The organism is Streptomyces cinnamoneus (assembly GCF_002939475.1).
GTDB classification, from domain to species: Bacteria; Actinomycetota; Actinomycetes; order Streptomycetales; family Streptomycetaceae; genus Streptomyces; species Streptomyces cinnamoneus_A.
In genome coordinates this window covers 5,849,553-5,870,993 of sequence record NZ_PKFQ01000001.1, presented here as the reverse complement: position 1 = coordinate 5,870,993, position 21,441 = coordinate 5,849,553, and the positions used below count along the sequence as shown (strand labels likewise).

Here is a 21,441-nt window from a genome sequence, read left to right as displayed (position 1 = left end):
GTTCGGTCAGGGGGTGGGGAGGGCGGGGCGGAAGCGCCGCCGGTACTCGGCGGGCGCGGTGCCCAGGGTCCGTACGAAGGCCCGGCGCATCGCCTCGGGGGTGCCGTAGCCGCAGGCCCGGGAGACCTCCGCGACGCCGTCGGCCGTGTCCTCGAGCATCCGCCGGGCCGCCTCCAGCCGCACCTGTTCGACGTAGCGGCCGGGTGTCGTGCCCACCTCGGTGTGGAAGGCGCGGGCGAAGTGCCGGGGCGAGAGGTTCGCGCGGGCGGCGAGCGCCTCCACGCTCAGGTCGTCGGCGGGGTGCTCGGCGATCCAGTGCTGGACGTCCCGCAGCGTCGGGCGGTCGGCGGTCTGCGCGGCGAGGTGGGCGCTGAACTGCCGCTGGTTGCCCGGGCGGCGGAGGAAGACGACGAGGTGGCGGGCGACGGCGAGCGCGGTCCGCCGGCCGTGGTCCTCCTCGACGAGGGCGAGCGCCAGGTCGATGCCGGCGGTGACGCCCGCCGAGGTCGCCACGTCGCCGTCCCGGATGAAGATGGGCTCGGCCTCCAGGCGGACCGAGGGGTAGCGCTCGGCGAAGTCGTCGCAGTACGCCCAGTGCGTCGTGGCCCGGCGGCCGTCCAGCAGCCCCGCGGCGGCGAGCAGGAACGCCCCCGTGCACACGGAGACCCGGCGCCCGGCGAGGGAGCCCGTCGCGCGCAGCCAGGCCACGAGGCGGGGGTCCTGTTCCCGCGTGCAGAGGCCACCGGGGACGAGGAGGAGGTCCGGCGGCGCGCAGTCGCCGAGCGCCGCGTCCGGCATCAGGCCCAGCCCGCTGTGGGTCCGCACGGGCCGTCCGTCGACGCTGGCCGTGCGCACCCGGTAGGCGTCCGGGTCGCCGACGGCGTTGGCCGCACCCTTGAACACTTCCAGGGGGCCGGCCACGTCAAGGCTCTGTACGCCTTCGTAGAGCACGATGAGCACGCTGCGACGGGTTGTCATGCCGCCCATCGTCAACGGCCGCAGGACAGCGCCGCAATGACGGGTTTCCCACCTATCCTGCCATCGCACCCCGGCCCTTCCGGCCGTACCAACCAGTCGGTAGCGTACCGGCCATGACCACTCTGCCCGCGCGCGCCGGCCGGCGCTGCCACTACGTCGTCAACGCCCTGCACTCCGTTGTCTACTTCTCCCCCGACAACGAGCGGGAGATGTCCGCGCTCGGCATCACGGACCGCAGCGCCCTCTACTTCGCCGGCCGGGCGGCCGCACTGGGCCGGGTGGGCGCGGGCACGGTCACGGCCACCTTCCACAGCTTCAGCCACGAGCTGGTGGCCCGGCACGTCCCGCACATCTGGGACGTCGCCTCGCCCGAGGACGTCCTCGCGGCCCGTCTGCGCGTCGCCGACGCCACGCTGCGACGCCTGCTCGGCGAGGAGGCGCTCGCCTCCGCGGAGATGGCCGAGGCGGCCGGGCTGGCACTGCGGGCCGCGGAGGCCTGCGAGCGCCCGGTCCGCCCGCTGTACGCGGCCCACGCCGACCTGCCGGTGCCCCACGCCCCGCACCTGGCCCTGTGGCACGCCGCCACGCTGCTGCGCGAGCACCGCGGCGACGGCCACCTGATCGCCCTGGCCGGCTCCGGCCTGGACCCGCTGGAGGCACTCGTCAGCCACTCCGCCACCGGGCGCGGCATGTCGACGAAGTGGCTGCTGGCGACGCGCGGCTGGAGCGAGGAGGAGCTGACCGCGGCGCGGCTACGGCTGCGCGAGCGCGGTCTGCTCGACGAGCGGGACGCGCTGACGGACGCCGGGGCCGCGCTGCGCGAGGAGATCGAGGAGGAGACGGACCGCCTGGACGCGGCGCCCTACGAGCACCTGGGCGCGGAAGGCGTCGGGCGCCTGACCGAGCTGGCGACGGCCTTCGCCACGACGCTGGTAGAGAACGGCGGCTACCCCGCGGACCTGCGCCGGTAGGCGCCGCCGGCCCGGCCGCTGACGGCGCCGTGCTCCCGGCCGGGAGCACGGCGCCGTCAGCGGTACCTGCCACAATGCGATCGCGGGCTCGAGAGGGAAACCCCGGAAGAAGCGGAAGAAAGCAGAGCGTGATCGTGACGACGTCGATCGAAGGCAGGATCGCCGAGGAGCTCGGCGTACGGGAACGGCAGGTACGGGCGGCCGTCGACTTGCTCGACGGCGGGTCCACCGTCCCGTTCATCGCGCGCTACCGCAAGGAAGCGACCGAGATGCTCGACGACGCGCAGCTGCGCGCGCTGGAGGAGCGGCTGCGGTACCTGCGCGAGCTGGAGGAGCGGCGGACGGCCGTCCTGGACTCCGTGCGGTCCCAGGGCAAGCTGGACGAGGCCCTGGAGGCGCGGATCCTCGCGGCCGACTCCAAGGCCCGCCTGGAGGACATCTACCTGCCCTTCAAACCCAAGCGGCGCACCAAGGCGCAGATCGCCCGGGAGGCCGGGCTGGAGCCGCTGGCCGACGGGCTGCTCGGGGACCCTGACACCGAGCCGCTCGCGGCGGCCGCCGGCTTCGTGTCCGCCGAGAAGGGCGTCGCGGACGCCGCCGCCGCGCTGGAGGGCGCCCGCGCCATCCTCACCGAGCGGTTCGGCGAGGACGCGGACCTGATCGGTGAGCTGCGCGAGCGCATGTGGACCCGGGGGCGCCTGGTCGCGAAGGTGCGCGCCGGCAAGGAGGAGGCGGGCGCGAAGTTCGCCGACTACTTCGACTTCGCCGAGCCCTTCACGGAGCTGCCCTCGCACCGGGTGCTGGCCATGCTGCGGGGGGAGAAGGAGGAGACCCTCGACCTGACGCTGGAGCCGGAGCCCGCCGGTGAGACGCCCGCCGGGCCGAGCTCGTACGAGCAGGCGATCGCCCGGCGCTTCGGCATCGCCGACCGCGGGCGCCCCGCGGACAAGTGGCTGGGCGACACGGTGCGCTGGGCCTGGCGCACCCGCGTGCTCGTCCACCTCGGCATCGACCTCCGGCTGCGGCTGCGGCAGGCCGCCGAGGACGAGGCGGTGCGCGTCTTCGCCGCCAACCTCCGCGACCTGCTGCTGGCGGCGCCGGCCGGCACGCGCGCCACGATGGGGCTCGACCCCGGTTTCCGCACGGGCGTGAAGGTCGCCGTCGTGGACGCGACCGGCAAGGTGGCCGCCACGGAGACCGTCTACCCGCACGTTCCGCAGAACAAGTGGGACGCGTCGCTGGCGACGCTGGCCCGGCTCGCCCGGGAGCACGGCGTGGAGCTGATCGCCGTCGGCAACGGCACGGCCTCGCGCGAGACGGACAAGCTGGCGGGCGACCTGATCTCCCGTCACCCCGAGCTGAAGCTCACGAAGGTGATGGTCTCCGAGGCCGGCGCCTCGGTCTACTCCGCCTCCGCCTTCGCCTCGCAGGAGCTGCCGGACCTGGACGTGTCGCTGCGCGGCGCGGTCTCGATCGCGCGGCGGCTCCAGGACCCGCTGGCCGAGCTGGTCAAGATCGACCCGAAGTCGATCGGCGTCGGCCAGTACCAGCACGACCTGTCCGAGGTGAAGTTGTCCCGCTCGCTGGACGCGGTCGTCGAGGACTGCGTCAACGGCGTCGGCGTGGACGTCAACACCGCCTCCGCGCCCCTGCTGTCGCGGGTGTCGGGCATCGGTGCCGGCCTCGCCGAGAACATCGTCGCCCACCGCGACGCCAACGGCCCGTTCCGCTCCCGCCGGGCGCTGAAGGACGTGGCGCGGCTCGGCCCCAAGGCGTACGAGCAGTGCGCCGGCTTCCTCCGCATCCGCGGCGGAGACGACCCGCTGGACGCCTCCAGCGTCCACCCGGAGGCGTACCCGGTGGTGCGGGCCATGGCGAAGAGGACGGGCGGCGACGTCGCCTCGCTCGTCGGCGACACGGCGACGCTGCGCTCCATCCGCGCCGACGACTTCGTGAGCGACTCCTTCGGTCTGCCGACGGTCACCGACATCCTGCGCGAGCTGGAGAAGCCGGGCCGTGACCCGCGGCCTGCCTTCAAGACGGCGGTCTTCAAGGAGGGCGTCGAGAAGATCGGCGACCTGGCGCCGGGGATGCTGCTGGAGGGCGTCGTCACGAACGTGGCCGCGTTCGGGGCGTTCGTGGACGTGGGCGTCCACCAGGACGGCCTGGTGCACGTGTCGGCGATGTCGAAGACGTTCGTCAAGGACCCGCGGGACGTCGTGAAGCCGGGCGACATCGTGCGTGTGAAGGTGATGGACGTCGACATCCCGCGCAAGCGGATCTCGCTGACGCTCAGGCTGGACGACGAGTCCCCGGCCGGCGGCCGGGCCGGTGCCACGGCCGCCCCCCGCGAGCGCGCCGAGCGGGGCGCCCCGCGCCGCGGCGGCACCCCGCGGCCCCGTCGCGCGGAGGGCCGCGAGGCGGCTGCGGCGGACGGCGCGATGGCGGACGCCCTGCGCAGGGCGGGACTGCTGGGCGGGCCGAAGGGCCGGTAATCGGAACGGGCGGGGTGGGGCGTGCGCGCCCCGCCCCGCCTGGCAGCGCGAGACCGCCTTGCGGCCGCCGGGGCTGCCACGGGCCACCGTGTCGGCCGTGGACTGGGGTGAACGGAACGTCGTGAACGACACCGGGCGGACCGTCGGCTACGTCTTGATGGGCCAGTGACGGCTGGAGCGACGAGCCCGGCCGCCGGGCGCTGGAGAGCCCGCCCCGGCCGGCGGCGGCTGGGCGGGCACGGCGGGACCCGTCCTGGTGGACGGGTCCCGCTCCTACTTCCCGCTGTCCTCGGCGAGGGTGTGGGCCACGAGGGCGTTGGCGTGCCCGTGCCCCAGGCCGTGCTCGGCCTTCAGCCAGCCGACGAGTTCCATGTGCTTGGTCAGGGGCGAGGAGCGGATGAGGTTCTTCCACTCCGCTATCGGGCGGCCGTGCTTCTTCTCGACGGAGGGGAAGTAGCTGGCGGGGCCCTTCACGGTGGCCGTCATGTCAGGTGCGTTCCTTCCGCGTGTCGTGGGCAACCGGGCTGAAGCGCGTCAGCGGGCGGCGGGGGCGTAGGCGAGGACCTGGGCGCCGGTGGCGAACGTGGTGGTGCCGACGAGCCGGAGCGTCTTCTTCGGGGAGACCTCGGTGAACAGGCGCTTGCCGGTGCCCTCCACGACGGGGTGGGTCCACAGGCGCAGCTCGTCGAGCAGATCGTGCTCCAGCAGCGTGTTGACGAGGTCGCCGCTGCCGTAGACGAGCAGGTCGCCGCCGTCCTGTCGCTTCAGGTCGGCCACCGCCGCCGGGACGTCACCGGTCAGGAAGGTCGCGTTCCACTCGGGGGTGTCGAGGGTGGTGGTGGCGACGTACTTGGGCATGGCGTTCATCCGGTCGGCGAAGCCGTCCCCGTCGGTCATGGACGGCCATGCCTGGGCGAAGCCCTGGTAGGTCACGCGTCCCAGCAGGAGGGCCTCCGCGGCGAACAGCTGGGCACGGGCGAACGCGCCGGCCTCGTCGTTGAAGTACGGGGCCGACCAGGCCGGGTTCTCCATGACCCCGTCGAGCGTGACGTAGACAGACGCGATGACCTTGCGCATGGGAGACCCCCTGGTGACGAAGGGCACCACGGCACCCTTGTGTACGATGTCCACATTCGGAGGGTGTGGCGATCCGCGACCCCCCGAGCGATCTTGCACGAGCGTAGACGACCTAAGTGGATGCTGTCCACATTGGAGGGCGGATGTCAGCGGGGACGACCGGACCGAAGCGGGACACCTACCGGCACGGCGACCTTCGCAACGCGCTGATCGAGGCCGGCCTCGAACTCGCCCGCCAGGGTGGGCCGGAGGCCGTGGTGCTGCGCGCCACGACCCGCCAGGCGGGGGTGGTGCCCAACGCGGCCTACCGCCACTTCGCCGACCGGGGCGCCCTGCTGCACGCCGTCTCGCAGGCCGCCATGGCCCGGGTCGCCCGCACCATGGAGGCCGAGCAGGCCGCCCTGCCGCCGGCCGCGGACGAGGCCGCCGCCGCCCGGGCCCGCTTCCGGGCGGTCGGCACCGGCTACCTCCGTTTCGCCCAGGAGGAGCCCGGACTGTTCCGCGCAGCCTTCCACGTGCCCGGGGACATGACGCACGCCGCCGCCGACACGGCCGCCGGGACCGGCGGCAAGACCCCCTTCGAGCTCCTCGGCGCCGCCCTCGACGACCTCGTGGAGGCGGGCCTGCTGCCCGCGGACCGGCGCCCCGGCGCCGAGTTCCTCGCCTGGTCCGCCGTCCACGGCCTCGCCGTCCTCCTCATCGACGGTCCCCTGCGCGGCCTCCACCCCTCCCAGGCCCATGACGCCGGCCAGCACGTCATCGACATGATCGAGCGCGGTATCTGACGCCGGGCCGGGACGCCGCCGGAGGCGGGCCGTGCGGCGGGAGCGGCCACGGCGCAGTGCAGGGGGAACGATTTGGGAAGATCTCCCCCACGGACCGCGACCACCCCGGAGGCATCCATGGCAGCCAGAGCCACGACCCTGAAAGCCCGCGCCACGGTGCGGGAGTTCGCCCTCTCCCTCCCCGGTGCCGGCGAGGAGTTCCCCTGGGGTGACAGCGCGGTCGTGAAGGTCAACAAGAAGATTTTCGTCTTCCTCGGCGAGGAGGGGAACGCCGAGAACCCCGCCATCTCCCTCAAGCTCAGGGACGAGGAGATCCACGGGCACGCCCTGGCCGTGCCCGGCGCCGCCCCCACCGGATACGGGCTGGGCAGGTCCGGCTGGGTGACCGTGCCGCTGACCGGCGCGGACACACCCCTCGAGGTGCTCTGCGACTGGGTCGAGGAGAGCTACCGCACCGTCGCGCCCAAGCGGCTCGTCGCCCAGCTCGACGCGGGGTGACAGCCCGTGCGCCCCAGCCCCTTGTGGAGACTGGAACACGTTCTTAACATCACGAGTGTTACAGCGGTTGTGTCATAAGACGTGTCATCGGACGTGCCGTCAGGCACCGGACGTGGGGGCCGCATGGCGGGAACGACGGGAACGGGGCACGGTCCGCTCACCGGGGTGCGCGTGGTCGAGCTGGCGGGGATCGGGCCGGGCCCGTTCGCCGCCATGCTGCTGGCCGACCTCGGTGCCGACGTCGTACGCGTCGACCGGCCCGGGGGCTACGGGCTGGGCGTCGACCCGGCCTACGACCTCACCAACCGCAACAAGCGTTCGGTCCTCGTCGACCTCAAGTCCGCCGACGGCCCGGGCCTCGTGCTCGACCTCGCCGAGCGGGCCGACGTCCTGATCGAGGGCTGGCGGCCCGGCGTCGCCGAGCGCCTGGGCGTCGGCCCCGAGGCCGCCCTCGCCCGCAACCCCGCCCTCGTCTACGGGCGGATGACCGGCTGGGGACAGGACGGACCGCTGGCCCGGACCGCCGGCCACGACATCGGCTACATCGCCGTCACCGGCGCCCTCGGCATGGCGGGGCCCGCCGACGGCCCCCCGTACCCCGTCGCCAACCTCCTCGGCGACTACGCCGGCGGATCCCTCTACCTCGTCGTGGGCGTCCTCGCCGCCCTCCAGCACGCCCGCGCCGCCGGCACCGGCCAGGTCGTCGACGCCGCCATCGTCGACGGCACCGCCCACCTCACCGCCATGATCCACGGCATGCTCGCCGCCGGGGGCTGGCAGGACCGACGGGGCGCGAACCTCCTCGACGGCGGCGCGCCCTTCTACGGCACGTACGAGACCGCCGACGGCGGCCACATGGCGGTGGGCGCGCTGGAGCCCGCCTTCTACGACGCGTTCCTCCAGCTGCTCGGCATCGCCGGATCCGTGCCCGCCCGCGACGACCCCGGCCGCTGGGGCGAGTTGCGCGCGGCGATCGCGGCGCGCTTCCGTGAGCGCACCCGCGCCGAGTGGACCGAGGTCTTCGAGGGCTCCGACGCCTGCGTCGCGCCCGTCCTCACCCTCCGCGAGGCACCCGGCCACCCCCACCTCGCCGCACGCGCCACCTTCACCGACCACGACGGCATCACCCAGCCCGCCCCCGCCCCGCGCTTCTCCGCCACCCCCGGCTCGGTGCGCCGGCCGCCCGCGCGTCCGGGCGCCGACACCTCCGAGGTGGCCCGCGACTGGGGCGTACCCGGCCTACGACAGCTCCGGAAGGGGCAGCAGCGATGAAGCGTCAGCTCTTCTCCAGCGACCACGAGGCGTTCCGCGAGACCGTCCGCGCCTTCCTCGCCAAGGAGGTGACGCCGCACTACGAGCAGTGGGAGCGGGACGGCGTCGTCTCCCGCGACGCCTGGCTCGCGGCCGGCCGCCAGGGGCTGCTCGGCCTCGCCGTCCCCGAGGAGTACGGCGGCGGGGGCGAGAGCGACTTCCGCTACAGCGTGGTGCTCGCCGAGGAGTTCGCCCGCGCCGGGGCCGCGGGCCTCGCGATCGGACTGCACAACGACGTCATCGGCCCCTACCTGACCTCCCTGGCCACCGCCGAGCAGAAACAGCGCTGGCTGCCCGGCTTCTGCACCGGCGAGACGATCACCGCCATCGCCATGACCGAGCCCGGCGCCGGCTCCGACCTCCAGGGCATCCGTACCACGGCCGAGGACCGGGGCGATCACTGGCTGCTCAACGGCTCCAAGACCTTCATCTCCAACGGCATCCTGGCCGACCTGGTGATCGTGGTGGCGAAGACGACGCCGGAGGGCGGGGCCCGGGGCTTGAGCCTGTTCGTCGTCGAGCGCGGGACGGCCGGCTTCGAGCGCGGACGCAACCTCGACAAGATCGGCCAGCGGGCCCAGGACACCGCCGAGCTGTTCTTCCACGACGTCCGCGTCCCCAAGGAGAACCTGCTCGGCGAGCTGAACGGCGCCTTCGGCCACCTCATGACCAACCTCCCGCAGGAGCGCCTGAACATCGCCGTCGCGGCCGTCGCCGCCGCCGAGCACCTGCTGGAGATCACCACCGGCTACGTCAAGGAACGCGAGGCCTTCGGCCGTCCCCTCGCCCGGCTCCAGCACATCCGCTTCGAGATCGCCGAGATGGCCACCGAGTGCGCCGTCACCCGGGCCTTCCTCGACCGCTGCGTCGGCGACCACGACCGGGGCGAGCTGGACGCCGTGCACGCCTCGATGGCCAAGTGGTGGGCCACCGAACTGCAGAAGCGCGTCGCCGACCGGTGCCTGCAACTGCACGGGGGGTACGGCTACATGACCGAGTACCGCGTCGCCAGGGCGTTCACCGACGGCCGGATCCAGACGATCTACGGCGGCACGACCGAGATCATGAAGGAGATCATCGGCCGCTCCCTGCTCTCCTGACCCGCTCCCCCTCCTCCAGCCACCCCGAAAGGCCTACGACCTTGAGCACCGAAGCGTACGTGTACGACGCGATCCGCACCCCGCGCGGGCGCGGCAAGGCAAGCGGCGCGCTGCACGGCACCAAGCCCGTCGACCTCGTCGTCGGCCTGATCCACGAACTCCGGCGCCGCCTGCCGGACCTGGACCCCGCCGCCGTCGACGACATCGTGCTCGGCGTCGTCAGCCCCGTCGGCGACCAGGGCTCCGACATCGCCCGGATCGCGGCCGTCGCCGCCGGTCTGCCCGACACCGTGGCGGGCGTCCAGGAGAACAGGTTCTGCGCCTCGGGCCTGGAGGCCGTGAACCTCGCCGCCGCCAAGGTGCGCTCCGGCTGGGAGGACCTCGTCCTCGCGGGCGGCGTGGAGTCGATGTCCCGGGTGCCCATGGCCTCGGACGGCGGCGCCTGGTTCGCCGACCCCATGACCAACCTCGACGTCAACTTCGTGCCGCAGGGCATCGGCGCCGACCTGATCGCCACGCTGGGCGGCTACTCCCGCCGCGACGTCGACTCCTTCGCCGCCCGCTCGCAGGAACTGGCCGCCGCGGCCTGGAAGGACGGCCGCTTCGAGCGTTCCGTCGTGCCCGTCCGCGACCGCAACGGCCTCGTCGTCCTCGACCGCGACGAGCACATCCGCCCCGGCACCACGGCCGACACGCTCGCCGCCCTCAAGCCGTCGTTCGCGGCCGTCGGCGAGCAGGGCGGCTTCGACGCCGTGGCGCTCCAGCAGTACCACTGGGTGGAGCGGATCGACCACGTCCACCACGCGGGCAACTCCTCCGGCATCGTCGACGGCGCCGCCCTCGTCGCCATCGGCAACCGCGAGGTGGGCGAGCGGTACGGGCTGCGGCCGCGGGCCCGCATCGTCTCCGCGGCCGTCTCCGGCTCGGACCCCACCATCATGCTCACCGGGCCGGCGCCGGCCACGCGCAAGGCGCTGGCCAAGGCGGGGCTCGGCATCGGGGACATCGACCTCATCGAGATCAACGAGGCCTTCGCGGCCGTGGTGCTGCGGTTCGCCGACGAGATGGGGGTCGGCCTCGACCGCGTCAACGTCAACGGCGGGGCGATCGCCATGGGCCACCCGCTCGGTGCGACCGGGGCGATGCTGCTGGGCACCGTCGTCGACGAGCTGGAGCGGCGGGGCGGACGGTTCGGCCTGGTCACCCTGTGCGTGGGAGGCGGGATGGGGATCGCGACGGTCGTCGAGCGCCTGTAGCGCCCTCCCTTCCCCGCCGGACCACCACAGACCTCTGGAGACTTCGGACATGAGCGAGCCCACCACCATCCGCTACGAGCGCGCCGACGACGGCGTCGTCACCCTCGTCCTCGACGACCCCCGGCAGTCCGCCAACACCATGAACAACGCCTTCAAGGCGTCCCTCACCGCCGTCGCCGACCGGCTGGAGGCGGAACGGGAGTCCGTCCGCGGCGTCATCGTCACCTCCGCCAAGAAGACGTTCTTCGCGGGCGGCGACCTGCGCGAGCTGATCGCCGTGACCCCGGCCGACGCCCAGCGGGTCTTCGACGCGGGCCTGGCCGTCAAGCGGGACCTGCGCCGCATCGAGACCCTCGGCGTGCCCGTCGTCGCCGCCCTGGGCGGGGCGGCGCTCGGCGGCGGCTACGAGATCGCGCTGGCCTGCCACCACCGGATCGCCCTCGACGCGCCCGGCTCGAAGATCGGCCTCCCCGAGGTCACCCTCGGGCTGCTGCCCGGTGGCGGGGGCGTCACCCGCGCCGTACGGCTGCTCGGCATCACCGACGCGCTGCTGAAGGTGCTGCTCCAGGGCACCCAGTACGCCCCCCGGCGCGCCCTGGAGGCCGGGCTGGTCGACGAGGTGGTGACCGACGCCGGCGACATGCTCGCCCGGGCCCGGGCCTTCATCGACGCGCACCCGGAGTCCCGGCAGCCCTGGGACGAGAAGGGCTACCGGATTCCCGGCGGCACCCCGGCCAGCCCCCGCTTCGCCGCGAACCTGCCGGCCTTCCCGGCCACCTTGAGGAAGCAGACCGGCGGGGCCCCCTACCCGGCGCCCCGCGCCATCCTGGCGGCGGCCGTCGAGGGCTCACAGGTGGACTTCGAGACCGCCCAGGTCATCGAGGCCCGCTACTTCACCGAGCTGGTCACCGGTCAGACCGCCAAGAACATGATCCAGGCGTTCTTCTTCGACCTCCAGGCCGTCAACGCCGGCCGCAGCCGTCCCGAGGGGATCGCGCCCCGCACGGTCCGGAAGGTCGCCGTCCTCGGCGCCGGCATGATGGGCGCGGGCATCGCCTACGCCTGTGCCCGGGCCGGCATCGAGGTGGTCCTCAAGGACGTCTCCGCCGAGAACGCGGCCAAGGGCAAGGCGTACTCCGAGGGCCTGCTGGCCAAGGCGCTCGCCAGGGGCCGCACGACCGAGGCGGAGCGGGACGAGCTGCTCGCCCGCATCACGCCGACCGCCGACGCGGCCGACCTGGCGGGCTGTGACGCGGTCATCGAGGCCGTCTTCGAGGACCCGGCGCTCAAGCACAAGGTCTTCCAGGAGGTCCAGCACGTCGTCGCCCCCGACGCCCTGCTGTGCTCCAACACCTCCACGCTGCCCATCACCCAGCTGGCCGAGGGCGTGGAGCGGCCCGCAGACTTCGTGGGCCTGCACTTCTTCTCGCCCGTCGACAAGATGCCCCTGGTGGAGATCATCAAGGGTGAACGGACCGGGGACGAGGCGCTGGCGCGCGCCTTCGACCTGGTCCGGCAGATCCGCAAGACGCCCGTCGTGGTGGGCGACTCCCGGGGCTTCTTCACCTCGCGGGTCATCGGCCGGTTCATCAACGAGGGCGTGGCCATGCTGGCCGAGGGCGTCCCGGCCGCCTCCGTCGAGCAGGCCGCCGCGCAGGCCGGCTACCCCGCCAAGGTGCTGTCGCTGATGGACGAGCTGACGCTCACGCTGCCGCGCCGCATCCGCGAGGAGACCCGGCGCGCCACCGAGGAGGCGGGCGGCGTCTGGGAGCCGCACCCCGCCGACGAGGTCATCGACCGGATGGTGGAGGAGTTCGGCCGCACCGGCCGCAGCGGAGGGGCCGGCTTCTACGACTACGTGGACGGCGAGCGGGCCGGCCTGTGGCCCGGGCTCGCCGAGCACTTCGGCCGGGGCGGCGACCCGAGCGGGATCCCCTTCGAGGACCTCAAGGAGCGGATGCTCTTCTCCGAGGCGCTCGACGCGGTGCGCTGCCTGGAGGAAGGCGTTCTCTCCTCCGTCGCCGACGCCAACATCGGCTCGGTCCTCGGCATCGGCTTCCCCGGCTGGACCGGCGGCGTCCTGCAGTACGTCAACGGCTACGAGGGCGGCCTGCCGGGCTTCCTGGCCCGGGCGCGCGAGCTGCGGGCGGCGTACGGCGAGCGGTTCGCGCCACCCGCGCTGCTGGTCGAGAAGGCGGAGAAGGGCGAGACCTTCACGGACTGAGCGGGGCCTGCGGGCGCGGCGGCCGGGCTCCCCGTCCGCCGCGCGTCAGCCCCCGTACGTGGCCCTCAGTTCCTGCTTGAGCGACCGCTGGAACGCGGTGACCAGCGCCTGCACCACCAGCGGCTGCATGTGGGCCGACAGCGACTTCATCGCCTCGACCTCCTCCGGGTCGCTCTCGCGTTCGCGGTAGGGGCCCCACACCTCGTCGTGGAAGAGCCGGGTCAGCTCCCGCGCGGTGGAACGGGCGTGCTCGATCAGGACCGTACGGGCCGCCAGGACCGTCTCCAGCGCGATGGGCACGTCCAGCAGTTGCACCCCCAGGCCCAGCAGGCCGGGGTCCACCCGGAAGGTGTCGTCGTCGCCCGCCCGCTCCAGGACGTTCATCGCGGCGAGCCGGTCCACGTCCTCCTCGGCCAGCGGCCGGCCGGCCCGCCGCTCCAGCTGGGCGCGGGAGGTCTCCTCCGCCTTGTCCGGCGTCCAGGAGGCGACCAGTGCGCGGTGGATGGCCAGGTCGTGGGCGCTCAGGTCGGCGGGCAGCCGGCGCAGGTAGCGCTCGATGGCGGCCAGGGTCAGGCCCTGGTGCTGGAGTTCCTCGATCAGGGCCAGCCGGGACAGGTGCTCCGGTCCGTAGCGGCCGACCCGGCGCGGTCCGATCTGCGGCGGGGGCAGCAGGCCGCGCGTGCCGTAGAAGCGCACGGTGCGCACGGTCACCCCGGCGCGGGCGGCCAACTCGTCGACGGTGAGGGTGGTCTCCGCGCTCTCCGTCGTCTCCCCGGCTTCAGCGGCCATCAAAGGTGCCTCGCTCTCTGTCGCGCCCTTCGGGCCCAACAGTATTGCTGTGCCACCAGTGCTGTGAAACCCGTCCCGGGCGCGTGGAAAGGGCCCGCCGCCGAGGCGACGGGCCCTTCCGGGAGCCGCGGTCAGTGCTGGTGGCCGCGCTGCGCTTCCTGGATCTTCTTCCACGACCTGGGCTCGGCGGCCTTGAGGGACCGGCCGGTCCTGGCCGTCGCGGCCGTCTTGCCGATGCCGTCCTTGGCCGCCTCGGCCGCGCTGGGCTTGGCGGGCGTGAACAGCCAGGTGTCGAAGAGCTTCTGCAGCGGCTTGCCGGACGCCTTCTCCGCGAACTTCACGAAGTCCTGCACGGAGGCGTTGCCGTACTTGTTCTCGGCGGTCCACTGCTTGAGGATGGCGAAGAACGTCTTGTCGCCGACCTTGTTGCGCAGTGCCTGGAGGGCGACGGCCCCCCGGTTGTAGACGGCACTGTGGAACTGGTTGTCGGCGCCCGGGTCGGAGGGCTTGACCTTCCAGAAGGCGTTGTCGGCGGGGATGCTGGAGTAGACGTAGTCGGCCAGTTCCTGGGCCGTGCCCTCCTTCTCCTTCTCCGACCACAGCCACTGGGCGTAGGTGGCGAAGCCCTCGTTGACCCAGATGTCGCGCCAGTCCTTCACCGAGACGCTGTCGCCGAACCACTGGTGGGCGAGTTCGTGCACGACCACGGAGACGTTGGCGCCGTTCGCGAACTGGGAGGGGCTGTAGTACGGCCGGGTCTGGGTCTCCAGGGCGTACCCGGTCTTCACGTTGGGCACGTACCCGCCGATGGCGTTGAAGGGGTACGGGCCGAAGACCTTGGTCTCCCAGTCGATGACCTCGGTGCTGCGCTCGACGCTGGCCTTGGCCGAGTCGAGGTTGTCGCCCAGGTCCTTGCTGTAGGCGTTGAGGACCGGCAGCCCGTCGGCGGTCTTGTCGGTGGTGATGTCGAACTTGCCGATGGCCAGCGTCGTCAGGTAGGGCGCCTGCGGCTTGGTGGAACGCCAGTTGTACCGGGTCCATCCGAGCTTGGAGGTCTGCGACTTCAGCTCGCCGTTGCTGACGGTCTGGAAGCCGTCCGGCACCGAGACGGAGACGTCGTAGGTGGCCTTGTCGCGCGGGTGGTCGTTGCTGGGGAACCACCAGGCGGCCGACTCCGGCTCGTTGGCCACGACCGCGCCGTCCGGGGTGCGCTGCCAGGCGGAGTAACCGCCGATCTTCACCTCGGAGGGGACGCCGCTGTAGCGGACCACGACGGTGATCTGCTTGCCCTTCTCCAGCGGGGAGGCGGGCGTGATCTCCAGCTCGTGCTCGCCCGACGTGGCGAAGGGCGTGGGCCGGCCGTTGACCAGCACCTCGCTCACCTTGAGCCCGAAGTCGAGGTTGAAGCGGGACAGCGCCTGGGTGGTGGTGGCGGTCAGGGTCGCCGTCCCCTCCAGCACGTCCGTCTTCGGCTGGTACTTCAGCCGCAGGTCGTAGTGGGAGACGTCGTAGCCGCCGTTCCCGGACGTCGGGTAGTACGAGTCGCCGGCACCCGGCGCACCGGGCGTGGCGTCGGCAGCCGATGCCGGGACCGCCAGCAGCAGGAAGGCGGCGGCCGCGCTCGGGACGATGAGTCTGTGACGCACGAGTCACTCCAACTCGTAGGGGGCGAAAGATCGATCGCAGCCTATGCACTCATCGCCGCAGGGGCCATGCCCTGACCGGAACCCGACACGTGATCGACACGCCCGCGACATGAGCGCGCCCCAGATCATCACCCCCACAACCCACGTCAGCCCCCTTCTGCACGGCAGTTGACGCGCGCTACGGTCCCGCCGTGCCGATTCCCGTGCGGAAGCCCCGCATCCCTTGGTCAACGCCCTTACTGGCGGGCCTCGTCGCCCTGCTGGCCGTCCTCCTCGCCCCGCCGGGCGCCGCGCACGCGGCCCAGGACCCGGCCGGCGCGCGGCCGCCGGGCGGGAGCAGGCCCGTCTACTCCTACGACCGCGCGATCCGCGAGACGGTGTGGGTGGACACGGGGCTCGACGGTGACGGCGACGGCCGCGCCGACCGGGTGGCGGCCGACGTCATCCGCCCCCGCGAGGCCGCCGAGCAGGGCCGCAGGGTGCCGGTCATCATGGACGCCAGCCCGTACTACTCCTGCTGCGGACGCGGCAACGAGAGCCAGCGCAAGACGTACGACGCCCAGGGGAACCCCCTCCAGTTCCCGCTGTACTACGACAACTACTTCGTACCGCGCGGCTATGCGGTGCTGTTGACCGACCTCACCGGAACCAACCGTTCCGACGGTTGCACCGACATCGGCGGGCCCTCCGACGTCCAGTCCGCCAAGGCCGTCGTCGACTGGCTCAACGGCCGGGCCCGCGGCTACGCCTCGCGCACCGGCACGGGGCGCGTCGGGGCGGGCTGGAGCACCGGAGCCGTGGGGATGATCGGCAAGAGCTACGACGGGACCGTCGCCAACGCCGTCGCCGCCACCGGCGTCAAGGGCCTGAAGACCATCGTCCCCATCGGCGCCATCAGCTCCTGGTACGACTACTACTTCGCCAAGGGCGCCGCCCTGTTCGGCAGCGGCCCCGACGGCCTGGCGGCCGGCGTCGAGAGCCCCGGGGCGCGCGACCGCTGCCGGGCCGTGCAGCGGCGCCTCGCCGAGGGCGCCCCGCGCACCGGCGACTGGACTTCCCTGTGGAGCGAGCGCGACTACCTCGACGGCGCCCGCAAGGTGCGCGCCAGCGTCTTCGCCGTCCACGGCAAGCAGGACCTCAACGTGCGCACCAAACACCTCGGGCAGTGGTGGGACGCGTTGGCCGAGCAGGGCGTGGAACGCAAGATCTGGCTGTCCACGGCCGGGCACGTCGACCCCTTCGACTTCCGCCGCGAGAGCTGGGTGCCCACCCTCCACCGCTGGTTCGACCACTACCTCCTCGGCTACGACAACGGCATCGAGCGCGAGCCCATGGCCGACGTCGAGCGCGCCCCCGGGCAGTGGACCACCGACCGCGTCTGGCCGCCGCGCGGAACCCGGGCGGCCACGCTGCGTCCCGCCCCCGGCCCGGTGCCCGGCGCCGGCACGCTGGGCACCCGGCCCGCGCCGTACGGCAGCACGGCCGCCTTCACCGACGACCCCGGCCGGAGCGAGAGCGACTGGGCGGCGACGGTCGACCGGCCCACGCCCGACAAGGTGGCCTTCACCACCGGCCCGCTCGCCCACGACCTGCGCCTGGCCGGCTCCTCGTCGGTGCGCCTGACGGTCACCCCCCAGGCCGCCTCCGCCCACCTGTCGGCCGTGCTCGTCGACCTCGGACCGGCCACCATCCGCGACTACGCGGCGCGCGGCGAGGGCATCCGCACCCTCACCGAGCGCACCTGCTGGGGCGACGGCACCCCGGCCGACACCGGCTGCTTCCAGCGGACCGAGCCGGCCGCGGTGTCCACCGACCACACGGTCTTCAGCCGCGGCTGGGCCGATCTCGGCCACTACGCCGGCCTCGCCCACGGCCGCCCGCTGACCCCCGGCACCGCCTACGGGATCACTCTCGACCTCGCCGCCACCGACCATGTCGTCCCCGCGGGCCACCGCCTCGCCCTCATCGTCGCCGGCACCGACGCGGGTCTCCTCGAACCGGCCTCCACCACCCCGCGACTGACCGTGGACCTGCGGCGCAGCGCGGTGCGCCTGCCGCTCGTGGGCGGCGACGACGCCCTCGCCCGCGCGACGGCGGACGCGGGACGGCCCCAGGCACGCCCGACGGCACCGCTGACGCCGTACGGACCGCGGCCGGCGGGTCCGACGCTCCTGCCCTGACCGGGGAGGCTCGAAGCCGCGCTCCGGGGGAATACTCCCTCCATGACAGGGGGGCGGACGGGCGGTGAGCTGGTGCCGGCGGGGGCCGGCCGCCGGGTGCTGGTCGTCGGCCCGCGCGTCGCCTTCTCCGCCCGGCTCGCCGCCGCCCTGCGCGCCCGCGGCATCGGCACCGAGATCACGACGGCCGCCGCGGAGGCGGACCCCGGCGAGCTGCGCGGCTACGGGGCGGTGTCCTTCGACCGGACCGTCGGTGAGGACGCCCGGGCGGCGGTGCGCGCCGCGTTCGCGGCCGCCGGCTCCCGCGCCCTCTTCGTCGAGCCGCTCGCGCCCGTCGTGCCGCTGGTGGCGGCCCAGCTGGAGCAGGCCCTCCACAGCGGGTGCCGCACCCGGCGCCGCCGGCTGACCGGGCTCCGCGCGGAGCCCGGCCGGGTGCGGCTCGACCTGGCGGAGGCGTGCCGGGTGCGGGTGACGGGGTACGGCTCGGGGCGGCTGCGGCGCGGGCGTGCCCGCGAGCTGCTCGACGACCGGCTGGAAGCGGGCGGCCACCACGTGGCGTTGCCGCGCGGCGTGGCCTTCGTCGTGGCCCGCACCTACGACGACGTCCTGGTCGTCTCCGCGGCCGCGACGGACATCGAGTGGGGCGCCGGGCCGCCCACCGGTTAGAGTCGGGCTCTCATGAGTGCCACCCTCGTCGCCAAGGACCTCGCCGCCGGCCACGGCGACCGTACCCTCTTCTCCGGGCTCGACCTCGTCGTCGCCCCCGGGGACGTCATCGGTCTGGTCGGTGCCAACGGCGCCGGCAAGTCCACGCTGCTGCGCCTGCTCGCCGGCCTCGCCACCCCTGACGAGGGGACGCTGCGGCTCAGCCCGCCCACGGCGACCGTGGGCCATCTCCCCCAGGAGCCCGAGCGCCGCGAGGGCGAGACCGTCGGGGCCTTCCTCGCCCGCCGCACCGGGGTCGCCGCCGCCCAGGCCGCGCTCGACACCGCCACGCAGGCGCTCGTCGACGGCGCGCCGGGGGCCGACGACGCCTACGCGGTCGCCCTGGAGCGCTGGCTGGACCTCGGCGGCGCCGACCTGGACGAGCGGGCCGAGGAGGTCGTGGACTCGCTCGGCCTCGCCGTCGGCCTCGACCGCCACATGACCGGTCTCTCCGGCGGCCAGGCCGCCCGCGCGGGCCTGGCCTCGCTGCTGCTCAGCCGCTACGACGTCTTCCTGCTGGACGAGCCCACCAACGACCTCGACCTGGACGGCCTGGACCGCCTGGAGGCCTTCGTCACGGGCCTGCGCGCCGGGACGGTCCTGGTCAGCCACGACCGGGAGTTCCTGAGCCGTACGGTCGGCAAGGTCCTCGAACTCGACCTCGCCCAGCAGCAGGTCAATCTCTACGGCGGCGGCTACGCCTCCTACCTGGAGGAGCGCGAGACCGCCCGCCGGCACGCGCGTGACGCCTACGAGGACTACGCCGACACCCGCGCGGGGCTGGAGGCGCGCGCCCGCACCCAGCGCAACTGGATGGACAAGGGTGTCCGCAACGCCCGCCGCAAGTCCACCGACAACGACAAGATCGGCCGCAAGTTCCGCGCCGAGTCCACCGAGAAGCAGGCCGCCAAGGCCCGTCAGACCGAGCGCCTCATCGAGCGGCTGGACGTCGTCGAGGAGCCCCGCAAGGAGTGGCAGCTGCGCATGGAGATCGCCGCCGCGCCCCGCGCGGGGGCGGTCGTGGCCACCCTCAGGGGGGCACGGGCCCAGCGGGGGGCGTTCGCCTTCGGCCCCGTCGACCTCCAGATCGACTGGGCCGACCGCGTCGCCATCACGGGCGCCAACGGCTCCGGCAAGTCCACCCTGCTCGCCGCCCTCCTGGGCCGGCTGCCGCTGGAGGCGGGCAGCGCGTCCCTGGGGCCGGGGGTGGTGGTGGGCGAAGTGGACCAGGCCCGGGCGCTGTTCTTCGGCACCGAGACCCTGCTCGACGCCTTCGGCGCGGTGGTCCCCGAGCTCGCACCCGCCGACGTGCGCACGCTCCTGGCCAAGTTCGGTCTCAAGGCCGACCACGTGATGCGGTCGGCGGTGACGCTCTCGCCGGGCGAGCGGACGCGGGCGGCGTTGGCGCTCCTCCAGGCGCGGGGCGTGAACCTGCTCGTCCTCGACGAGCCCACGAACCACCTCGACCTGCCCGCGATCGAGCAGTTGGAGTCGGCACTGGCGTCGTACGACGGGACGTTGCTGCTGGTGACGCACGACCGCCGGATGCTGGACGCGGTCGCGGTGACGCGGCGGATCGAGGTGGCGGCGGGCAGGGTGAGCGAGCGCTGAGCGACGGGGCCGGCGCTCCGGTCACGGCAGCAGCCCGCCCTCCTCCAGCAGTCGCCGCACGCGTGTCACCGCCGCGGCGGGCAGGGGCGTCTGCGGGGCGGCCGTCGTCGCGCAGTCGATGACGCCCAGCAGCCGCAGCGCGGCCTTGAAGCCACCGAGGGCGGAGGCACCGCCGCTCATCAGGGCCGGATCGCCCGCCTCCACGAGCGCGAAGAGCCCTGCCAGCCGGTCCTGTTCGGCGGCCGCCTCCGCCCAGCGCCCGGCTCGCGCGTGCTCGTACAGCCGTACGTAGCCCGCCGGATCCACGTTGCCCAGGCCCGGCACGACGCCGTGCGCGCCCGCGAGCAGGGCCGCGTCGACGGTCAGTTCGGAGCCGGTCAGCACCGCGAAGGAACGGTCGAGGCCGTCGCGCCGCAGGGCGAGGAGGAGGCGGCGCAGGGCGCCGAGGTCACCGCTGCTGTCCTTGAGCCCGGCGAGCGTGCGGTCCTCGGCGAGGGCCAGCACCGTCGCGGCGGACAGCTTCGTGTGCACGGCGGGCGGGATGTCGTAGGCGATGAGGGGCAGGTCGACGGCTTCCCTGACACGCCGGAAGTGGTCGGCGACCTCGGCGGGGTGGGCGCCGGCGTAGAAGGGCGCGGTGGCGACGACCGCGTCCGCGCCGAGGGCGGCCGCGGCGCGTGCCTGGTCGAGGACGCGGGCGGTGGTCATGTCGATGGCGCCGGCCAGCACCGGCACACGCCCGGCGACGGCGTCGACGACGGCCCGCAGGGCGGTGCGCCGCTGGGCGTCGCTCAGGTGGGCGGACTCCCCGCTGGTCCCGAGGGCGAACACCGCCGCCGCCCCGGCGGCGAGCACGTGCTCCACCAGTGCGGCGAGCGAGCGCGGGTCCACGTCGCCCGACGCGTCGAGCGGGGTGCACAGCGGGGGGACGACACCGGACAAGGGCACGGGCAGACGCATCGGGGCCAGCCTTCCGGTCCGCGGGGATCTTCCGGTTCCGCACCGAATCTGTCCCGGCCCCCGGCGGGTGTCAAGGGCGCACAGCCGAACGCCTAGGGGCGGGCGGCCCGCAGGGCCCGCCGGCACAGGGCGTCCGCCGCCCGGGTGGTCTCCGGCTGCCGGAAGCGCGGTGCCAGCCGCAGGACGTGCGCACAGGCGTGGTCGAGGCTCACCCGGTGGCCGACCGAGACGAAGACCGGCTTGACGCCCTCCTGGGTGCGCAGCGCGCGCCCCACCTCCTCGGTGCCGTCCAGCAGCGGGGCCCACTCGCCCCGGCGCGGGCCCGGTGCTTCGTGGCGGAAGGTGAAGGGGTTCTTGGCGACCCCGATCGTGGGCAGCCCGGTGAGCACGCCGAGGTGGCTGGCCAGGCCGAAGCGGCGCGGGTGGGCGAGGCCGTAGCCGTCGCAGACGACCAGGTCCGGGGCGACGGCCAGGCCCTGGAGGGCGGCCAGCGCGGCGGGGATCTCGCGGAAGGCCAGCAGGCCGGGGACGTAGGGGAAGGAGATCCGGCCGACGGCCGTCGCCTCGGCGACGACCGTCAGGGTGGCGGCGTCGAGCGCGACGGCGGCGGCCGCGACGACGTCCCGCTCGTCGTCGTAGGCGACGTCGACCCCCGCCACGACCAGGGCCGCGTCCGGCGCGGGGCCCGCCTCGTCCCGCACCACCCGCGTGCGCAACCGGTCCTGGACGGCGGCCGCTTCCGCTTCGGTCGTGGGCCAGCCGGGCGGCGGGACGGCGGTGACGGGCGGGGGCGTGGGCGTGTCGGTCATGATCGCCCCACCGTACGGGACGGGTGCGCGGGAGGGAGCGGCGGGCGAG

Annotated in this window: 18 protein-coding genes; 11 read left to right on the top strand and 7 right to left on the bottom strand. The window is 73.9% G+C overall.

The annotated features are described in order from the left end of the window. Positions 1–6 precede the first annotated feature (6 nt). Positions 7–978 carry a GlxA family transcriptional regulator gene (locus CYQ11_RS26055; protein ID WP_099202750.1) on the bottom strand — a complete coding sequence of 324 codons (972 nt, stop codon included), beginning with the start codon at positions 976–978 and terminating at the stop codon, positions 7–9. Between the two features lie 113 nt (positions 979–1,091). Here CYQ11_RS26055 and CYQ11_RS26050 point away from each other — a divergent pair, with 113 nt between their 5' ends. Beyond that, positions 1,092–1,949 carry an SCO6745 family protein gene (locus tag CYQ11_RS26050; RefSeq protein WP_099202749.1) on the top strand — a complete coding sequence of 286 codons (858 nt, stop codon included), beginning with the start codon at positions 1,092–1,094 and terminating at the stop codon, positions 1,947–1,949. A gap of 134 nt (positions 1,950–2,083) precedes the next feature. Next, the gene (locus CYQ11_RS26045; RefSeq protein WP_099202905.1) at positions 2,084–4,444 is read left to right on the top strand and encodes a Tex family protein; all 2,361 of its coding nucleotides are present in this window, start codon (positions 2,084–2,086) and stop codon (positions 4,442–4,444) included. 273 nt (positions 4,445–4,717) lie between these two features. On the opposite strand, the gene CYQ11_RS26040 is transcribed toward CYQ11_RS26045, so the two are convergent. Both CYQ11_RS26040 and CYQ11_RS26035 read right to left on the bottom strand, forming a co-directional pair. Next, positions 4,718–4,930, bottom strand: coding sequence for a DUF4287 domain-containing protein (locus CYQ11_RS26040; RefSeq protein ID WP_099202748.1), 213 nt, complete (start codon positions 4,928–4,930; stop codon positions 4,718–4,720). A gap of 48 nt (positions 4,931–4,978) precedes the next feature. Beyond that, positions 4,979–5,575, bottom strand: a complete 597-nt coding sequence (locus tag CYQ11_RS26035) for a dihydrofolate reductase family protein (RefSeq protein ID WP_240003708.1) — start codon at positions 5,573–5,575, stop codon at positions 4,979–4,981. 89 nt (positions 5,576–5,664) lie between these two features. Between CYQ11_RS26035 and CYQ11_RS26030 the strand changes: the two genes are divergently transcribed. The 6 genes from CYQ11_RS26030 to CYQ11_RS26005 all read left to right on the top strand — a co-directional run bounded on the left by CYQ11_RS26030 (position 5,665) and on the right by CYQ11_RS26005 (position 12,695). Next, positions 5,665–6,306, top strand: a complete 642-nt coding sequence (locus CYQ11_RS26030; RefSeq protein WP_099202747.1) for a TetR/AcrR family transcriptional regulator — start codon at positions 5,665–5,667, stop codon at positions 6,304–6,306. A gap of 117 nt (positions 6,307–6,423) precedes the next feature. Continuing rightward, entirely contained in the window at positions 6,424–6,804 is a 381-nt protein-coding gene (locus CYQ11_RS26025; RefSeq protein WP_099202746.1) for an MmcQ/YjbR family DNA-binding protein, read from the top strand. Between the two features lie 123 nt (positions 6,805–6,927). Then, positions 6,928–8,076 carry a CaiB/BaiF CoA transferase family protein gene (locus CYQ11_RS26020; protein ID WP_099202745.1) on the top strand — a complete coding sequence of 383 codons (1,149 nt, stop codon included), beginning with the start codon at positions 6,928–6,930 and terminating at the stop codon, positions 8,074–8,076. Continuing rightward, positions 8,073–9,215 (top strand): acyl-CoA dehydrogenase family protein, encoded by a 1,143-nt coding sequence (locus CYQ11_RS26015; protein WP_099202744.1) that lies wholly within the window; start codon positions 8,073–8,075, stop codon positions 9,213–9,215. The genes CYQ11_RS26020 and CYQ11_RS26015 overlap by 4 nt, the downstream gene beginning before the upstream one ends. A 41-nt stretch (positions 9,216–9,256) precedes the next feature. Further along, the gene (locus CYQ11_RS26010; RefSeq protein ID WP_099202743.1) at positions 9,257–10,471 is read left to right on the top strand and encodes an acetyl-CoA C-acetyltransferase; all 1,215 of its coding nucleotides are present in this window, start codon (positions 9,257–9,259) and stop codon (positions 10,469–10,471) included. Positions 10,472–10,520: 49 nt separating this feature from the next. Further along, positions 10,521–12,695: a 3-hydroxyacyl-CoA dehydrogenase NAD-binding domain-containing protein gene (locus CYQ11_RS26005; RefSeq protein ID WP_099202742.1), complete on the top strand. Its 2,175-nt coding sequence runs from the start codon at positions 10,521–10,523 to the stop codon at positions 12,693–12,695. A 45-nt stretch (positions 12,696–12,740) separates the two neighbouring features. Here the strand turns inward: CYQ11_RS26005 and CYQ11_RS26000 are convergent, their stop codons facing one another. Beyond that, complete coding sequence (locus CYQ11_RS26000; protein ID WP_099202741.1) at positions 12,741–13,484, bottom strand: MerR family transcriptional regulator; 744 nt, start codon at positions 13,482–13,484, stop codon at positions 12,741–12,743. A gap of 131 nt (positions 13,485–13,615) precedes the next feature. Next, positions 13,616–15,130, bottom strand: coding sequence for a M1 family metallopeptidase (locus CYQ11_RS25995; RefSeq protein WP_099202740.1), 1,515 nt, complete (start codon positions 15,128–15,130; stop codon positions 13,616–13,618). A 197-nt stretch (positions 15,131–15,327) separates the two neighbouring features. On the opposite strand from CYQ11_RS25995, the gene CYQ11_RS25990 reads away from it, so the two are divergent. From CYQ11_RS25990 to CYQ11_RS25980, 3 genes are read left to right on the top strand one after another with little or no spacing between them, the layout of a single operon-like run. Continuing rightward, positions 15,328–17,310: a Xaa-Pro dipeptidyl-peptidase gene (locus tag CYQ11_RS25990; protein ID WP_420894545.1), complete on the top strand. Its 1,983-nt coding sequence runs from the start codon at positions 15,328–15,330 to the stop codon at positions 17,308–17,310. Between the two features lie 42 nt (positions 17,311–17,352). Continuing rightward, positions 17,353–17,973 carry a hypothetical protein gene (locus CYQ11_RS25985; RefSeq protein WP_099202738.1) on the top strand — a complete coding sequence of 207 codons (621 nt, stop codon included), beginning with the start codon at positions 17,353–17,355 and terminating at the stop codon, positions 17,971–17,973. Between the two features lie 12 nt (positions 17,974–17,985). Continuing rightward, positions 17,986–19,623: an ABC-F family ATP-binding cassette domain-containing protein gene (locus CYQ11_RS25980; RefSeq protein WP_099202737.1), complete on the top strand. Its 1,638-nt coding sequence runs from the start codon at positions 17,986–17,988 to the stop codon at positions 19,621–19,623. A 21-nt stretch (positions 19,624–19,644) separates the two neighbouring features. On the opposite strand, the gene CYQ11_RS25975 is transcribed toward CYQ11_RS25980, so the two are convergent. Next, positions 19,645–20,583, bottom strand: a complete 939-nt coding sequence (locus tag CYQ11_RS25975; protein WP_099202736.1) for a dihydrodipicolinate synthase family protein — start codon at positions 20,581–20,583, stop codon at positions 19,645–19,647. A 92-nt stretch (positions 20,584–20,675) separates the two neighbouring features. Then, on the bottom strand, positions 20,676–21,392 hold the full coding sequence (locus tag CYQ11_RS25970; protein ID WP_099202735.1) for an endonuclease V: 717 nt from the start codon (positions 21,390–21,392) through the stop codon (positions 20,676–20,678). Positions 21,393–21,441 lie beyond the last annotated feature (49 nt).

What these genes read in the sequence shown, in the direction of transcription:
- CYQ11_RS26030 (WP_099202747.1), top strand. Translation starts at nt 5,665, where the DNA reads ATGTCAGCGGGGACGACCGGACCGAAGCGGGACACCTACCGGCACGGC.
- CYQ11_RS26055 (WP_099202750.1), bottom strand. Translation starts at nt 978, where the DNA reads ATGACAACCCGTCGCAGCGTGCTCATCGTGCTCTACGAAGGCGTACAG.
- CYQ11_RS26025 (WP_099202746.1), top strand. Translation starts at nt 6,424, where the DNA reads ATGGCAGCCAGAGCCACGACCCTGAAAGCCCGCGCCACGGTGCGGGAG.
- CYQ11_RS25975 (WP_099202736.1), bottom strand. Translation starts at nt 20,583, where the DNA reads ATGCGTCTGCCCGTGCCCTTGTCCGGTGTCGTCCCCCCGCTGTGCACC.
- CYQ11_RS26040 (WP_099202748.1), bottom strand. Translation starts at nt 4,930, where the DNA reads ATGACGGCCACCGTGAAGGGCCCCGCCAGCTACTTCCCCTCCGTCGAG.
- CYQ11_RS25980 (WP_099202737.1), top strand. Translation starts at nt 17,986, where the DNA reads ATGAGTGCCACCCTCGTCGCCAAGGACCTCGCCGCCGGCCACGGCGAC.
- CYQ11_RS26015 (WP_099202744.1), top strand. Translation starts at nt 8,073, where the DNA reads ATGAAGCGTCAGCTCTTCTCCAGCGACCACGAGGCGTTCCGCGAGACC.
- CYQ11_RS26000 (WP_099202741.1), bottom strand. Translation starts at nt 13,484, where the DNA reads ATGGCCGCTGAAGCCGGGGAGACGACGGAGAGCGCGGAGACCACCCTC.
- CYQ11_RS26050 (WP_099202749.1), top strand. Translation starts at nt 1,092, where the DNA reads ATGACCACTCTGCCCGCGCGCGCCGGCCGGCGCTGCCACTACGTCGTC.
- CYQ11_RS25970 (WP_099202735.1), bottom strand. Translation starts at nt 21,392, where the DNA reads ATGACCGACACGCCCACGCCCCCGCCCGTCACCGCCGTCCCGCCGCCC.
- CYQ11_RS26020 (WP_099202745.1), top strand. Translation starts at nt 6,928, where the DNA reads ATGGCGGGAACGACGGGAACGGGGCACGGTCCGCTCACCGGGGTGCGC.
- CYQ11_RS25985 (WP_099202738.1), top strand. Translation starts at nt 17,353, where the DNA reads ATGACAGGGGGGCGGACGGGCGGTGAGCTGGTGCCGGCGGGGGCCGGC.
- CYQ11_RS26005 (WP_099202742.1), top strand. Translation starts at nt 10,521, where the DNA reads ATGAGCGAGCCCACCACCATCCGCTACGAGCGCGCCGACGACGGCGTC.